Raw genomic sequence first — 13,849 nt, 5'->3', positions numbered from 1 at the left:
CCTTTCGCCGGTTAAGCGATTCCTAAATATTTTCTGCATGTATCAGTATCATCCTTCAAACTTTCCATCCCGCCCTTATGAACGATTTTCCCGTCATCCATAATGGCGTAGTCGTCTCCAATCTGGCTGGCCATGATAAAATTTTGCTCAACCAGTAATACCGTTGTCTTGCTCTTCATTTCCAGGATAGACTCCATCAGCTTCTCTACCATAATCGGCGACAAGCCCTTACTTGGTTCATCAATCAACAATAAATGCTCACTATTAATATAGGCCCGCGCTATCGCAAGCATTTGCTTTTGGCCGCCGCTTAAAAGACCGCTCTTCTTTCGCCAAAATTTCTTTAAATCAGGGAAGAGTGCGAGCATCCACTCCGCTTTTTCTCCCTGCGTATCCGATTTCACCGCTTGGGCAAGGGAAAAATTATCTTCGACCGTTAAGTGGTGAAAGATCCCCTGGTTTTCTGGAACATAGCCTATTCCCTTTCTTGATATGGTGTGTGTGGGCTGTCCATTCAACTGTTCACCCTTAAACGTTACATTTCCTTTGGTGATTTGATGAAAGCCCATGATTGAGCGTAAGGTGGTTGTTTTTCCTGCTCCATTTCTTCCAAACAATACCGTAATATTGCCCTCTCGAATTTCAAAGGAAACACCCTGCAAAATATGAAATTGGCCAATATAGGTTTCCATCTCATCCACTTTTAAGAGAGTCATCGTATAATCCCCCTAAATATGCATTTTGGACACGTTCATCCTGCATGATTTCACTGGGGCTGCCTTCAGCTAATAATTCACCATGAAATAAGACAGCTAGTTGATCAGACAAATGCATAACCATATCCATTTTGTGTTCAATCAGCACAATGGTACTTAACCCGTTCATTTTGATCTTTTCGATAACCTTTAAAATGCCTGGCACTTCTTCAATCGAGATTCCAGCCGTCGGTTCGTCGAGGAGCAGTAATTCCGTTTTAAGGGCCATCAGCATGGCCAGCTCTAATTTCCGTTTCTCCCCATGGGCAAGATCCTTTGCTAGAACGTCATCCTTTCCTTCAAGCATGACTTCATTCAACAGCCTCCTTGCTTCCTCCTGTTGAACCAGATACTTCTTCTTCGTTGGTATGAAGCAGAAGAAATCCTTTTGCTCTGCTTGGACGGCTAACCGGATATTCTCAATCACAGGTAATTCCGGAAAGATATTTGTCAGCTGGAATGAACGTCCTATCCCGAGTCTCGTCCGCTCCGGGATGGAATAGCCTGTCACATTTTCCCCTTTGAAATAAATCTCTCCCTTTGTCGGTTTAAGCTGACCGCTCAATAAATTGAATAGCGTCGTTTTCCCTGCTCCGTTAGGACCAATGATTGAAATCAACTTCTTCTCTGGTATGGATAGGTTCAGATTTTTAATCACGTCATGCTGGCCAAATGAAACAGAAAGGTGTTCGGTTGATAATATAGTTTCCAAGAAGAATCCCTCCTTTTCATAGAGAAGAAAGGGGAAAAATCCCCTCCTTCAAATTTATTTCTTATTCCGAATCGGGGGCTCTGTTTCATCCATTGTCAGTTCCCTAACCAATACCGGTACCGGATAATCGACTCCATCCTCTTCTTCAAGAGTGATCGCATATAAGGATTGCAGTGCCTGATGATCCTCCGCTCTAAATTTCATCGTCCCTTTCGGCGAGTCAAACTCCATTCCTTCCATCGCCTCAATTAGCGCCTCACTATCCGTATCCCCTTCTGTGTTCTTCAAAGCTTCCACAATGGCAATCGCCGATGACATCCCGCCTGCCGTAAAGAGGTCTGGAACCTCGCCGTCAAATTTTTTCTTATGCTCCTCCACAAGCCAATCATTCACCTCATTGTCAGGAAGGGTATAGTAATAGATGGAGAATCCACTCATCCCAACAAGAGCATCCATCGTCTTCAGCGAGGCAATGTCTTGAGCAGCAGCTGAAAGCTTAATGCCTTGCTCTGCTACTTTCATATCCTTCAGCTGTTTCCATGGGGAATTCGATCCAGCCCACACAATGTATAAATAATCTGGCTTAGAGCTTATGATATTTTGGATATTTGATGTGAAATCCGTTGCGTTCGCATCAACATATTGTTCATTCATGATTTCAGCTCCCAGTTTCTCTGCTCCTTCCTTAAAGGCTTGCACGCCCTCTCTACCATAGGCGCTATCTTGAGCAAGTGTTGCGATTTTCACCCCCTCTTTTGCAATGGAAGCCGCGGCTGCCACCGAATCTTGGGATGAATTGCGGCCAGTCCGGAAAATATAGCGGTTCCAGTTCTCACCTGTGATGCTATCTGCTACCGCGGGTTCAACGACCATGATTTTTTCGTACTCCTCAGCAAGCGGCAAAACAGCTAGCGTGTCGCCAGAACTTGATGATCCCACCAGGAAGTCAACTTCATCTTCCTCAAGCAATTTCGTTGCCTGCTTGACTGCCACATCCGGTTTCGTTTCAGTATCCTCAACGATGAATTCGATTTTTTTGCCGTCGACCTCCATCTTGCCATCGGTTGCATAATCAAGACCAAGCTCAAATCCCTGTACCGTTTGTTTTCCATAGACCTCAAGCGGACCTGTCATCGATGCAAGCACACCAACTTTTATCGTATCCTCACTCGAGCTTGCTTCATCATCTGAACAGCCTGCGGCAACAAGCATTGACCCCAACAATACGACAGATAAACACATCCTTAGCTTTACTGGCATTTTCATTCCTCCCCGAATTATCCTTATTTATAAAACTGAATGCGGTGCAATAAACCATCAGCGATGACAATCCTGCCATCCTTGCCAATATCAAGCCCTTGCGGAGAAAAGAAGTTTCCTGCACTCCCGCTAAAATGGCCGAATTCCTTAATGAAGTTTCCGTTCGAATCATAGACATTCATGCGATTATTTGAGGTATCTGTTACATAGACTCGATTACCTTTATCAATGGCCATACCAATCGGCAAGAATAAATCGCCCGGTTCTTCTCCCCAGTTTTCAAGCGGATCTAAATTTCCTGCTCCGTTGTTCACTACTTATTCCAGTAATGAAAAGACTAAGAATCAAGAGCATGGCTAAGAGCATATTAAATCGGAGTATTGCTTTCATTTTGTTCCCATCCATTTAATCACCGTTGCAGCCCATGTATATCCAGTACCCGCACTAACGGCAACCGCTATATCGCCGTGACTCAATCTGCCCTGCTCTTGGGCGAGGTGGAGCCCGACACAGGGGTCTAGTGAGGACATATGCCCATGATGATCTAGATAAATGGCTTTTTCTTCTGGGAGGTCTAAACTAGAGAGAAGTTGGTTAAACATCGATCGTTTCGTATGAAGTGGAAGTAATAGTGAGAGATTTTCTGAAGATAACCCGCTTTTTTGCAATGATTTTCGTATGACTTTTTCGAAATTAGGAATGGATACAGGGTCGAGTCTTTCTTTCATATCAGCGGGATTGTGGACATCTATATAATGCTTCCGTTGTTCTACTGTTTCATGACTAGCGAAGTTTTTTGATCCTCCTGCCGGAATACGAACATCCTGATGGAAGGATCCGTCTGTTATGATAGCGCTTTCTAAAATTTCACTGACAAGTGAATCACGTTTTATTAAAGCTGCGCATCCTCCATCACCGAAATTGAACATGAAACGGGACCGCGGATTCGTATAATCAACAATTTGTGATTCCTTACATCCTCCTACTAATAGAATCGATTGAATGGTGTTATCAGCCTTTATCATATCCTTGGCAACTTTTAAGGCAACAGGGAATCCTGAGCTGACATTCATGATTTCAAATGCATAGGCTTTCTTTAACCCTAGCTCATGCTGAATTTTCGAAGCGCATGTCCATACATAGTAGTCTTTATGAGGGCTCCCGAAATAGATAACGACATCGATGGTGTCTGGTCCGTATTGGTCAACAATTGGTCTAGCAGCCTCAATCGCCATGTCAGATGCATGCATCGTTTCATCAGCTACATGTTTCTCGTATAATCCGAATTTATCCGTTATGATGTTTTCTGGGATGCCGGTTTTATTTGCGAGTAAGCTAGCCGACTCAATCCCTGCCGGAAAAAAGGTGCTTGTCGCTTCGATTCCAATCTTCGTCATATCCTTTCCCCTTCCTTTGGTACCATCATGACAGCTGTTCCAGTTAAGACGGTCACCTCTTTTTGGTTTTGGCATTCTGTTAGAAGCTTTATTATTCTCTTCTCTTTGATATACTCCTGAACTGTCGCTGTTGCCGTGATTGTATCGCCAATATAGACCGGTGCTTTAAATTTGATTGTTTGTTCCATATAAACCGATCCTTTCCCAGGTAAATGCACTCCTAAGAGCTGCGAAAGTAAACTCGATGTTAATAAGCCATGGGCAATCCTTTCGTTAAACCTTGTATTCTTTGCATACTCGCTGTCAATATGGATAGGGTTAAAATCGCCGCTCAGTCCAGCGAACATCACGACATCTGTTTCGGTTATCGTCTTGCTGCATGTTGCCTGCTGACCCACTGTGAAATTAGCCATTCCTCTGATCTCTCCTCCCCTATTCTTGAATCAGTTTCCCTAACTGATTTTTTTGGATTTTGCCTGTTGCGTTTTTAGGTAGCTCATCCATAAAAATAATTTCCTTTGGAAGCTTATATTTCGCTAGCTTATCTCGGCAATACTCAATGATATCCTTATCCGTCAACTCACTAGATGGTTTCTTCACCACAAATGCTGCTGGAACTTCACCCCAAACAGGGTCGGCTACTCCAGTGACAGCTACCTCACTCACATCCGTATGTTGACTGATGGCTTGCTCTATTTCCAGCGGATAAATATTTTCACCTCCAGATATAAGCATCTCCTTCTTCCTGCCTACAATATAGACAAAGCCCTCTTCATCAATCCTCGCCAAATCACCTGTATAAAGCCAGCCATCGATAATGGTTTCATTTGTTGCCGCAGGCTTCCTCCAGTATTCAGTCATAATGTTTGGTCCTTTAACGACTAATTCTCCGACATCCCCTTCTTGATTAACGAGCTTGAAGTTGCTGTACATAACAGGCTTGCCAATCGAACCAATCTTCCTTGGAGCATCCTCCCTTGAAAGCATGAACAGAGTAGGGGAGGTTTCCGTCATACCAAACCCTTGCCCAAATAAGAAGCCATGGTCAAAAAAGGTTTGGATGAGTTCATGCGGACAAGGTGCCCCGCCATTATAAAACCAGCGGACTGCTTTCATTTTTTCTCTTTTAAAGGAAGGACATTCAATTAAGGCCTTATGAATTGCGGGGACACCCATGACAATCGTTGCCTCATATTGCTCAATCATCGCGATTGCCTTTTGTGGTTCAAATTTGCCTGGAATTATCACCGTTCCACCTACAAAAAGCGTCGGCAGGGCAAAGAGTCCAATCCCCCCGATATGAAAGAGCGGCAACAAAACAATCGAGCGATCCGCCGAAGTCAAATCAATGGCAAGGACATTATTAATGGCGTTCCAAAACATATTTGCTTGCGTCAGTACAGCCCCCTTTGGTTTCCCTGTCGTGCCGGACGTATAACAAATAATAAAGGGAGCGCTTTCATTTACTTCTCGAAATGGGTAATTCCCAGCACTTTCTATAGCAGCAAAGGCTTCAATTTTCGCTAAATGTTCAATCCCTGTCTCTTGCAATAAGGACTGAGCCTGCTCATAGAATAGTCCCTCCGCGATTAGCACAGACGTGTCGCTATCCTTTAGCTGATAGCATAATTCACTAGACGTTAACCGTATATTGAGCGGGACGGCAATTGCACCTAATTTAGCAAGTGCAAAGATTAACACTAAATATTCAAGCCGATTTTGAGAGAGAATGGCGACTCTGTCGCCATTTTCTACTCCATACGATTGCTTCAAGAAAGCTGCCGTATCTGTTATCTTATTATGTAAAGCTTTGTACGTAATTTTCTCTTCTTCAGTGATGACGGCAATACGCCCTGGCGTAATGGTTGCTCGTTTTTCAATCCAGTAGGCTATGCCTTTCATATTACTAATCACCCTTTCACCTTTTGTTTAGACCATTAAAGATTAACGTCATGGCTGCTTCAAAAGCTTCCTCCGGAACATCATCTTGTTCCCAATACACCCATCTCATCCCTAAGAATTGGCCGATTGACATGAGACAATAGGCAACCGTCTCTTGATCTAGCTGCTTAAATTCACCGGCTTCCATCCCAGCTGAAAGACTCCTTAGAAATCCATTAGCAAGCTTATTATAATACCACCGGTACAAATCCCTATCGACGACAACGGCTTGCTGCACAATACTGTATAAATTACGATGATTTTTTACCCAGCTAAAGAAAGCATGGAAGCCTGCCCTCTGCGCTTCCTCAAAAGTATTAGCATGATTCATCTCTTCCTTAATCGCTGTTCGTAATTCCCTGCTATACATGTGAATCAGCTCATCAAAGATGTCCTTCTTAGATGGAAAATAATTATAAAACGTTCCTTGGGCTACCTTAGCCTCTTGTGCAATATTCACAATGGAAGTCTCATAATAGCCCTTCTGACCAAACACTTCTTCAGCTGCATTGATGATTTTTTGCCTTGTCTCTAACCCTTTTGGAGTCAAACTCTTATCCTCTGTCGCCAGCTTTTCTGACATATGAATCACCTCTCAATTTTTAATTATAATAATTTATCAGAATATTTCAATCATTTATTTCCAATTTTATGAATTTTTTGCACATTACACTAAATTACTATTCTCAAGCTATACCAAAATAGCTCATCCTCCTGACTATTTTCTTTATCATGTATACAGATACATTTCTTTTGTAAAAAAATTACATATCATTTGATATACTTAATTAACCACCAGTTAAAAAAGTATTTTCTTTCTCATTCCATTCTCAACTATCCTTCAGGGACTTTTTCACAGCAAGACCTGATTTTAGATAAAAGGCAGGTGAGTTTATTTGTCTATCCTGATCGTAGTTACTTTTAGTCTCTTCTTCATCCTCATAGGTCTCTATGTCTCGAGGAAGGGAATCGTGAATTTTATTGCCGGATATCAGGAGGGATCCATTCGAGATGAGAAGTTATTAGCGAAGAGGATTGGGGCTGTTCTCATCGCTTTTGGGCTGGAGTGTCTGGCTGTTTTTTTGGTTCATCGATTTGTCGTTCCTCTAAATTCTGTTTATATCGGCATTCTTGCAATCATCCATGTTTTCATCATTCTGCTCCTTTTCATTAAGCACCGGCTAAATTCCCTTTGATAAAATTTCTCCCATATGAATGACTCGAGGTATACACCTTGAGTCATTTTTTTATGCAGATCCAGTCTTTTCGATTAAATCCCTCTCTCTCAGGGTATAGAACAAACAGTTATATTAAAATAATTATTTCATATATCAATAGGAGTGATTATTCATGAATAGGTTTCTAGACATTCGCCCAGCATTTGATGATATCCCCAGAAATCCAGGGATAACCAATCCAGCGAATCACCTCCGAACAGATGCCCAGCGAGCTAGCATCGAGTCCATCGTGAACCTGAAAAATGGGCAGCTATATTCAATGGAATATACGGCGGATTACAAGCTTGATCAAATCCTTGCAGCTGGAATCACCGATATTCCTCACTTAGTAGAGTTTGTGAATAGAGAGCTTTTGGATGATGGGAATGCGGAGGCCGGATCGAATAATGGCGGCTGCAGTGCGTTTACAGCGTCCACCCGGTCAGGGGAAATGATTTATGGGCGGAATTTCGATTATTTGATGAATATGACCGCTGTGCTCGTTCGCACAAGACCAGAGAATGGCTATGCATCCATCGGCCTGGCGGATGCAGGCTGGATTGGCTATCTTGCGGGCAGCCTTGACGACGGAGTGACCGATCTTTCTCCAGCCGTCCTCTTCCCTTATTTGCTCATGGATGGAATGAATGAAAAAGGACTTGTGATTAGTGTCTTGAAGCTGGAAGGACCGCCAACAAGACAGAATACCGGAAAGCAGAATATCTCAACAACCGTAGCTATTCGTCTCGTACTGGACCGGGCGGCCAATGTAGATGAGGCAATTGAATTATTCAAGGGCTATGATATGCAGGCATCGAGCAATACATCGTCGTTCCACTTCTTGGTCGCAGATGCAAGTGGTCGTGCAGTCGTGCTTGAATATTGTCACGATGTCTTCTCTGTCGTGGAAGAACATTATGTCACCAATTTCTATCTAGACCCTTCCATGGATGGATATGGTCATGGCGTAGAACGTTATCGCATATTGCAATCCGTGCTCGAGTTCAAAAAAGAGGCGCTCACGGAAGGCGAGGCGATGTCCCTTCTCCAACTCGTCAGCCAGGAGAAAACAGAGGAATCAACGAGCTTTACACAATGGTCCACTGTGTATAATTTAAGCAAACTGACAGGAACGGCCAGCGTTTTACGAGATTATGATCATTTATTTACGTTCTCATTGGATAAGCCCCTAACTTGATAAGGCTGGCGCAAAATCTGTATGGTGGATTTTGCGCCGGTCTCTTATTTTGCCGTAAAATGCCGCTGTATCCCCCTGTGATATTTTACCACTTTGCAAGAATAAAGGATTATTTTAATATTATTAAGCAAAATTTAAGAAACAGGAGGTTTATGTGATTTTTTGTATTTCAGCTCTCATTTTACTCGGTTTGTCATACCTTCTGGCAAAGAAAAATAAAAAATACCAGAAGTACCTAATCATCATCAATACGATGATTTCTCTTAACTACATAATTTGGAGATTCACAACCATCTCTTTTTCTTCTGTTATTAGCTTTATTCTCGGAATCTTGCTTATAGCTGCTGAATTAATTGGCTTATGTCAATTTTTCACCTTCCAGTTCCTATTTCTTAGAAAATACAATCGAAAGGAAAAATCATGGGACAGTTATAAGGATCAAGATTTACCTGAAGTAGACGTACTTATCTGTACCTATAATGAATCTCCATCCTTGCTCAAGAAAACACTTGTGGCTGCTTTAAATATGCATTATCCAGCAGATAAGCTGAATGTATATGTCTGTGATGACGGCAATCGAAAGGAGATTGGATCTTTATGTCGAGAGTACGGCTGTCATTGGATTACCCGGCAGGATACGAAAGGTGCGAAAGCCGGAAACATTAATCATGCCTTATCGAAGACTTCTGGAGATCTGTTTCTCGTACTTGATGCTGATATGATTCCGAAAAAGGAATTCCTCATCAAGACCTTGGGTTATTTCGCAGACGAGGACGTTGCATTTGTCCAAACTCCGCAAGTATTCTACAACATGGATATGTATCAGTACAATTACAGAAGTGATATTCCAAATGAACAGGATTTCTTCATGCGGGATGTTCAGGAAGCTCGTGCTGCAATCAATGCCGTATTGCATGTTGGAACCAACGCTCTCTTCAGAAAGAAGTATGTGGAGGAAATCGGGGGATATCCCACTTGTTCGATTACGGAAGATATGGGGGTCGGCTTGCTTCTGCACGCCAAACAATATAAAGGAGTTTTCGTCAATGAAGAGCTCGCATATGGTATAAGTGCCCAGACCTACACAGACCTATTGAAACAGCGTGACCGCTGGTGCCGCGGCAATCTGCAGATTATGTACAAGCTTTGGCCAAAAGCATCTAAGGGTCTTAGCATGGCCCAAAGACTTGCTTATTTTGACGGGCTGCTTTATTGGTTTTCGAGCATCCAAAAGATGATCTACCTTATGATGCCAATTCTCTTTTTAATCTTTGCCATCCCTATTATTCATGCTTCGGTTTACGACCTTATCATGTTGTTTATTCCGTTTATTATCGGGCAATTATTAATCTTCAAAGCTCTCTCGCCGAAAACACGGTCGATTAGATGGTCCCATATTTATGATACAGCAATGGCTCCTCATCTAACGGTTTCTATCCTTAAGCAACTATTTAAACTGAAGATTGCCTTTCATGTAACACCAAAGGAGACGGAATATAAGAAGGGATATTTCCAGCTCCGGATTGTTCTTCCTCATATTATTCTGGCAGTTCTTTCGTTAGTAAGCTGGTATACTGGCTATCTTTATCTTGAGAATGGTATTATTACGCTTCCTTCCTACCTCATCAATATGATGTGGAGTGTCTTTAATTTGTTTGCGTTAATCATATGCATTTATGTTGCTTATCAGAAACCGATCACACATAAGCCAGAGCAAATTTCATTAGATGCACCCGTTGATGTGGTAATCAAGACAACTGCCAATGGAGCAGCCAGGAAATTCCCGCTCCATTATTATGCGGATAACAAGGCTGGGATCGCCCATTACGGACGCTGCCCATTTAGTATTCATCAACAGATTTGGTTCAGCTACGATGGTATTAACTATTTGAAGGCTAGAATTTCCAAAACCAATAGTCGATATATTGAATTGCTTTTCGCTGAGCTCGATAACAAGGAATTTCATATTTATATGAACCATTACGCGGAATACCTTCAAACACCTTATAAATTTGAACAAGCATAAATAATAACACCAAGAGGCTGGTACATAAGTTTCTCAGCCAATGATAAACCCGAAGGATTAGACGATAAATGAATGAATCTATCATCTGATCCTTCGGGTCTTTATTTGTTGTTTTCTATGCATGAGTTGATTGTGACCTTCTACTATTAGTGACTAGCGGAATGGAACGGACTTGTCTTTCCAACTGCTACCCGAATAGGAAGAATAAGTGACAATCATTCGTTTTTGAAAATCATTTACTCCATTTTCCCAGCCTCTTTTTTGATAAGAACATCAAATCTAGTTTAATAATACCAATCGATTATTCTGCATAAGCTTAATAAATGTTTAAATAGCCCTTATTTTAGGAAATGTATAGAAAGTAGGAGGTCATTTATGGATACTTTGTTATATTTACTTTTTGCCCTCGCCTATTTAGGCCTATTCATCTTCATGCTTCTAACCATCAAACGGAGCGGTATAGCTGTCTTGTCTAATGTTCTCATCCTTGTCATAACACCATTGATATATGACAATACCATTCTTGGAATTGGGAAATGGATTGGAGAAGGAGAGCTTTTAAAGAATTTAAATGCGGCGCGCTATTGGCTGCATGCCATATTCACCCCGCTGTTAATTGTCTTTTCCCTGGATGTCCTTCGCAGAGCTCGTATTAATTGGGCCAATACGTCTGCCGCCATGTGGATCACGGTTATTTATACGCTTATCGCTTTCCTCGTTGAGCTGTTTACGGTTGTACTCGGTCTTACCCTAAAAGCAGAAACAACATTTGGCATATTAAAGTATTCAGCGACAAATTCCCCTTCAGGTCCGCCTGTCATGATTTTGATGGTTACGCTTGCTCTTTTGGCTGCATCGATTTTTCTTTGGAAGCGGACAGGATGGTTTTGGATGTTTATCGGTGTCGCCCTGATGCTTATCGGCAGCCTGGTTGATCTTCCAATAGAAAGCGGAGCCATCACGAATGCGTTCGAGTTAATTCTTCTTACATCCCTCATTTGGACGAAATATCATCAGGATAAGAATTAGCCATAAAGAAAGGCTTCCGTTCATGGTGGAACGGGAGCCCTTCTCATTTTATACGAGCCATTTCTTAATGGTAGAGAATAGTTGTTCAAGATTGATTGGCTTTGTTAGTAAATCAGATGCACCACATTCAAGACATTTTTCTTTATCCCCTTTAAATGCCTTGGCGGTTAGTACCAGGATGGGAATCGTCTCAAATGCCTTATTAGCCCGGATAGCCTTCAATTACTCTCATCTTCCGAGAAATCTTCAATCATCCCATACCCATTCTGGAAATAAACATCTAACAACGACCGCAATTCAATCAGAAACGCTCGTCCTTCGACTGAGCCTGTTAAGTCATCCAGCTTTTCTTATCCCTGCTCAATCTCCATGTGTCGGTCACTGATTGACTTTATCATTTCATCATTCACATCACGTACATTCTCAATCGCAACCTGGGAAAGAATCGCATCAATGTATTGATAGTTTTGTTGGATCTCTTGTGTAATATGTAATTGTTCGGACCGTTCATTAACAATTTCCAAAAAATCCTTGCGGGTACTATTCAGCATTCCCATGAGAATACAGAAAACAATCGCAGATACAAACATGATTACGGTAAATCCGATAATGATTGTCTTCCTAAATCCAATTCTATTCATGGTTTCATCCGTCCAATCTATAGACTTAATCAATTCATTGTAATCTTCAGATATCGGGATGAATACAGGTACTATGTTCCATAAAATAACCAGCAAAAAAACTGGTCCATAATCTGGACCAGTTCACCCATTTACATATGCATGCCGCTCCTTAATGAGCTTTTCATTTCTTGTCTTAAATACTTCATTATGGGAGGAGACCATGCCTGATGGATGGGAGGATGGGTCAATATATTGCTTTGCGCTATTAACCGCGTTGACTGCATCCTGAAAGGCTCCAAGGAGCATATATACCTTTCCGTCGTACGCAATATTATCACCTGCAGCGAACAATCCTTCGACCGAAAGCACTCCCTTTCCTGTACTCTCAAAATAAGCTTCATTCGTTTTCCTCGGCTCAATGGCTTCGGCGAAACTCACAGAAGATTCCCGATGATATCCATGATTAATAAGGACATCATCTACTTCAAGAAGCTGATTTACTCCATCCACTGTAATAGCGGCAGCAGCGATGACATCCTTTTCTTCATTGGGATACAGGCGAGTAATCATTCCGTTTAGAATAATGGCTACTCCATTCTCCCTCAATTTCTTCACCTGTGCCTCATGGGCTGACAGCTCTTCCTTTCGATAGACAACTGTCACGTTCTTCGCTACATTCATTAGTTCTACAGCCCAGTCAACAGCTGTATTTCCGCCTCCGGAGATCAGCACTCTGCTACCTCGGAACCGGTCTATTCTTCCAACGGTATAATGAAGATTTGTCAATTCATATTTGTGGGCATCTTCAACCTCCAGCTTTTGCGGGGAGATGATGCCGCCGCCATTAGCCAGAATAACTGCTTTTGAATAGTGAACCTCTCCATCACTTGCTGTTATGACGAATAAGCCTCCCTCTTTCTCAATCCGCTCAACTTTCTGGTTCAGGCATACAGCAGGATGGAAGGTTAAACCTTGTTCAATAAGGTCTTCACAAAATTCATGCGCGAGGACAGGTCTGAGTCCCCCTACGTCCCAAATCATCTTCTCTGGATAAATTCTCACCTTTCCACCAAGGGTGTTCTGACATTCAATTATCTTTGTTTTCATCTCCCTTAATCCGCTGTAGAACGCACTATACAAACCGGCAGGTCCTCCGCCGATAATCGTTATATCAAATAATTCTTTCATAATGATCTCCTTATTATTATGATAGATGACCTATTTGCTACTCTTAGTATAAATGAAAATAATTATCATTATCAATAAAAGTTTGTCATTATCTTACATTCTACCGTCTCACCTAGACAGGATACTTCAAAATCAGTCTCTCCACATTCAGTCTGCAATTTGATATAATGGTAAAAATAGAATTGAATGTAACCTTAATAATTGGAGATGTGCCATGTTTGAACTATTCATGGACGTAGATTATCAAGCCATTAGACAGGCCGTATTTGCTGCCTATCTACTCACGATTGTCTTTCCGATTGCTGTTATGTACTTCACGAACCATAACGGATCTTTCGCAGAAGACCAAACAATTGGCTTATCTCAAGCGTCCATTCTATATGTTAATGATAAATGCAATGTTGCGGACCGTAGAAAAACACAGCGCTTCTTCACCTTATTCCGATTGAAAGTCATGCCGACGGATAACGAAGACGCTCATTCCTTCTCTTTTGTATAAACCA

At 41.9% G+C, this 13,849-nt stretch carries 15 protein-coding genes and 1 pseudogene; 5 read left to right on the top strand and 11 right to left on the bottom strand.

The window, feature by feature from the left end:
• Positions 1-11: 11 nt before the first annotated feature.
• The 8 genes and pseudogenes from ACY8DX_RS05950 to ACY8DX_RS05915 form a co-directional block, all read right to left on the bottom strand.
• A complete protein-coding gene (locus ACY8DX_RS05950) occupies positions 12-716 on the bottom strand; it encodes an ABC transporter ATP-binding protein (RefSeq protein WP_049671693.1) in 705 nt (234 codons plus the stop codon).
• Entirely contained in the window at positions 694-1,467 is a 774-nt protein-coding gene (locus tag ACY8DX_RS05945) for an ABC transporter ATP-binding protein (protein WP_462406375.1), read from the bottom strand. The genes ACY8DX_RS05950 and ACY8DX_RS05945 overlap by 23 nt, the downstream gene beginning before the upstream one ends.
• A 54-nt stretch (positions 1,468-1,521) precedes the next feature.
• Positions 1,522-2,733, bottom strand: coding sequence for a substrate-binding domain-containing protein (locus tag ACY8DX_RS05940; RefSeq protein WP_049671695.1), 1,212 nt, complete (start codon positions 2,731-2,733; stop codon positions 1,522-1,524).
• Between the two features lie 17 nt (positions 2,734-2,750).
• Positions 2,751-3,038: pseudogene (locus ACY8DX_RS05935) on the bottom strand (6-bladed beta-propeller); the annotation flags it as partial.
• Between the two features lie 75 nt (positions 3,039-3,113).
• Positions 3,114-4,124, bottom strand: coding sequence for a 3-oxoacyl-ACP synthase (locus tag ACY8DX_RS05930; protein ID WP_049671696.1), 1,011 nt, complete (start codon positions 4,122-4,124; stop codon positions 3,114-3,116).
• Positions 4,121-4,537, bottom strand: coding sequence for a MaoC family dehydratase (locus ACY8DX_RS05925; protein WP_462406374.1), 417 nt, complete (start codon positions 4,535-4,537; stop codon positions 4,121-4,123). The genes ACY8DX_RS05930 and ACY8DX_RS05925 overlap by 4 nt, the downstream gene beginning before the upstream one ends.
• Before the next feature lie 19 nt (positions 4,538-4,556).
• Complete coding sequence (locus tag ACY8DX_RS05920) at positions 4,557-6,026, bottom strand: o-succinylbenzoate--CoA ligase (protein ID WP_462406373.1); 1,470 nt, start codon at positions 6,024-6,026, stop codon at positions 4,557-4,559.
• A 16-nt stretch (positions 6,027-6,042) separates the two neighbouring features.
• Positions 6,043-6,648 carry a TetR/AcrR family transcriptional regulator gene (locus tag ACY8DX_RS05915; protein ID WP_049671699.1) on the bottom strand — a complete coding sequence of 202 codons (606 nt, stop codon included), beginning with the start codon at positions 6,646-6,648 and terminating at the stop codon, positions 6,043-6,045.
• A 388-nt stretch (positions 6,649-7,036) separates the two neighbouring features.
• Here ACY8DX_RS05915 and ACY8DX_RS05910 point away from each other — a divergent pair, with 388 nt between their 5' ends.
• The 4 genes from ACY8DX_RS05910 (at position 7,037) to ACY8DX_RS05895 (ending at position 11,535) form a co-directional block, all read left to right on the top strand.
• The gene (locus tag ACY8DX_RS05910) at positions 7,037-7,261 is read left to right on the top strand and encodes a hypothetical protein (protein WP_049671700.1); all 225 of its coding nucleotides are present in this window, start codon (positions 7,037-7,039) and stop codon (positions 7,259-7,261) included.
• Between the two features lie 154 nt (positions 7,262-7,415).
• On the top strand, positions 7,416-8,480 hold the full coding sequence (locus ACY8DX_RS05905) for a linear amide C-N hydrolase (RefSeq protein WP_462406372.1): 1,065 nt from the start codon (positions 7,416-7,418) through the stop codon (positions 8,478-8,480).
• 154 nt (positions 8,481-8,634) lie between these two features.
• Complete coding sequence (locus tag ACY8DX_RS05900; RefSeq protein WP_462406371.1) at positions 8,635-10,506, top strand: glycosyltransferase family 2 protein; 1,872 nt, start codon at positions 8,635-8,637, stop codon at positions 10,504-10,506.
• 375 nt (positions 10,507-10,881) lie between these two features.
• Entirely contained in the window at positions 10,882-11,535 is a 654-nt protein-coding gene (locus ACY8DX_RS05895; RefSeq protein ID WP_462406370.1) for a hypothetical protein, read from the top strand.
• 48 nt (positions 11,536-11,583) lie between these two features.
• On the opposite strand, the gene ACY8DX_RS05890 is transcribed toward ACY8DX_RS05895, so the two are convergent.
• The 3 genes from ACY8DX_RS05890 to ACY8DX_RS05880 all read right to left on the bottom strand — a co-directional run bounded on the left by ACY8DX_RS05890 (position 11,584) and on the right by ACY8DX_RS05880 (position 13,346).
• Positions 11,584-11,757 (bottom strand): response regulator, encoded by a 174-nt coding sequence (locus tag ACY8DX_RS05890; protein ID WP_462406369.1) that lies wholly within the window; start codon positions 11,755-11,757, stop codon positions 11,584-11,586.
• 128 nt (positions 11,758-11,885) lie between these two features.
• Positions 11,886-12,209, bottom strand: coding sequence for a hypothetical protein (locus ACY8DX_RS05885; RefSeq protein ID WP_462406368.1), 324 nt, complete (start codon positions 12,207-12,209; stop codon positions 11,886-11,888).
• Positions 12,210-12,299: 90 nt separating this feature from the next.
• Positions 12,300-13,346: an NAD(P)/FAD-dependent oxidoreductase gene (locus ACY8DX_RS05880; protein WP_462406367.1), complete on the bottom strand. Its 1,047-nt coding sequence runs from the start codon at positions 13,344-13,346 to the stop codon at positions 12,300-12,302.
• A 214-nt stretch (positions 13,347-13,560) separates the two neighbouring features.
• On the opposite strand from ACY8DX_RS05880, the gene ACY8DX_RS05875 reads away from it, so the two are divergent.
• Positions 13,561-13,845 carry a hypothetical protein gene (locus ACY8DX_RS05875; RefSeq protein ID WP_049671706.1) on the top strand — a complete coding sequence of 95 codons (285 nt, stop codon included), beginning with the start codon at positions 13,561-13,563 and terminating at the stop codon, positions 13,843-13,845.
• The last annotated feature ends 4 nt before the right edge of the window (positions 13,846-13,849 follow it).

The sequence above is a fragment of the Gracilibacillus sp. Marseille-QA3620 genome, assembly GCF_054950035.1.
The sequence above is the reverse complement of the archived record's forward strand: the minus strand, read 5'-3'. Positions and strand labels throughout refer to the sequence as shown.

Coding starts and splice junctions, on each gene's coding strand:
- ACY8DX_RS05925 (WP_462406374.1), bottom strand. CDS start 4,537: ATGGCTAATTTCACAGTGGGTCAGCAGGCAACATGCAGCAAGACGATA.
- ACY8DX_RS05940 (WP_049671695.1), bottom strand. CDS start 2,733: ATGAAAATGCCAGTAAAGCTAAGGATGTGTTTATCTGTCGTATTGTTG.
- ACY8DX_RS05950 (WP_049671693.1), bottom strand. CDS start 716: ATGACTCTCTTAAAAGTGGATGAGATGGAAACCTATATTGGCCAATTT.
- ACY8DX_RS05920 (WP_462406373.1), bottom strand. CDS start 6,026: ATGAAAGGCATAGCCTACTGGATTGAAAAACGAGCAACCATTACGCCA.
- ACY8DX_RS05880 (WP_462406367.1), bottom strand. CDS start 13,346: ATGAAAGAATTATTTGATATAACGATTATCGGCGGAGGACCTGCCGGT.
- ACY8DX_RS05895 (WP_462406370.1), top strand. CDS start 10,882: ATGGATACTTTGTTATATTTACTTTTTGCCCTCGCCTATTTAGGCCTA.
- ACY8DX_RS05930 (WP_049671696.1), bottom strand. CDS start 4,124: ATGACGAAGATTGGAATCGAAGCGACAAGCACCTTTTTTCCGGCAGGG.
- ACY8DX_RS05915 (WP_049671699.1), bottom strand. CDS start 6,648: ATGTCAGAAAAGCTGGCGACAGAGGATAAGAGTTTGACTCCAAAAGGG.
- ACY8DX_RS05905 (WP_462406372.1), top strand. CDS start 7,416: ATGAATAGGTTTCTAGACATTCGCCCAGCATTTGATGATATCCCCAGA.
- ACY8DX_RS05875 (WP_049671706.1), top strand. CDS start 13,561: ATGTTTGAACTATTCATGGACGTAGATTATCAAGCCATTAGACAGGCC.